General features: G+C 58.1%; 1 protein-coding gene. It reads right to left on the bottom strand.

Annotated elements, in window-relative coordinates; genetic code table 11:
• On the bottom strand, positions 1–1,188 hold a 1,188-nt coding region (locus tag HMPREF3158_RS01585; protein WP_061925177.1), incomplete at its 3' end, for an IS110 family RNA-guided transposase.
• Between the last annotated feature and the right edge of the window lie 4 nt (positions 1,189–1,192).

The raw sequence follows: 1,192 nt of genomic DNA on the forward strand, positions 1-1,192 counted from the left end.
GGCTGTGGGGATGTCTCTGTAGAGCTCTCCGCTGCGCATCATGGCGAAGAGGACGTTGAGGCGTCGGCGTGCGAGCGCGACGACTGCGGCGTTATGTCTCTTGCCTTCTTTGCGTTTTCGCTCATAGAATTGCCGGGAACGCTCGTGGAATCTGATCGATGCAAAGGACGATTGCCATAGGGCGTTCTTCAATTTCTTGTTGCCGGCCCGGTTGGGCGAATTCGACATGATCGACGTTCCCGACTGATTCGTCTGCGGCGTCAGGCCTGCATAGGAAGCCAGGTGCGCTGCATTGGGAAAGTCGGACATATCGCCGACGGTCATAAGGATTTGCGCGGCGCTACGTGGGCCGATGCCGGGCATGGACAAGAGAATCTCGGTCTGAGGAATGTCCTGGATCAGCTCGAGTACCTGGGCTTCAATCTCTTTGCGGTGCTCCAGCTTGGCTAGTGCATCTTTGGCGGACATTGCTACGCCAAGTTCCGCGTATTCTGCGCCGGCGATGGATACCGTCTGGCCGTGGATCGCAGCAAGCATGGCATCGATAACTGGTTCAGGATTACGTGCCCTGTGACCACGTGCGAAAGCTGTCAGCCGTGCTTTGCCGACGCGTCGAATCTTGGTGGGGCCACCGTATTTCGCCAGAAGGTGGAGAATCCACTTGCGGTGAATCATCTGCCCACGTAGGACATGTTCGAATGCGGGGTAGGTGCCCACGAGCGCGGATCGCATCTGGTTGATCAGGCGTGTGTAGGCGCGGGCGAGGTCTTCGTCGATACCGTTGAGGACTTTCAGCTGGAGGAAGACTTCCTCAACGCGGTCGACGCTACGCAGGGCATCTGGCAGGTTGAGGCCGGCATGGGCGATGACATAAGCGTCGCGTACATCGGTCTTGGAGTTGCCGACGTGGATACGTGAAAGCTGTCGCATGGCAAGCCCGGGGAGGTAGCGAACGTCGGCTCCCATTGCTTGGGCGACTGCGACGGTTAGCCTGCCGATGTTGTTGGGCTGATCGACGACGACAAGGACTTCGGCGTCATTGGCCAGGAATTTGCCGAAGAGCTTGCGTAGCGAGCCTTCGTGCTGGTTGATGCGTTTGGATAGGACTTGTCTGCCCTGGGGATCGAGGACGCAGGCGTGGTGGAAGTATTTGCCGACGTCCATTCCAATGACGAAGTCATAGGCCATGAGT

The organism is Corynebacterium sp. HMSC06G04, from assembly GCF_001807365.1.
Lineage (GTDB): Bacteria > Actinomycetota > Actinomycetes > Mycobacteriales > Mycobacteriaceae > Corynebacterium > Corynebacterium simulans.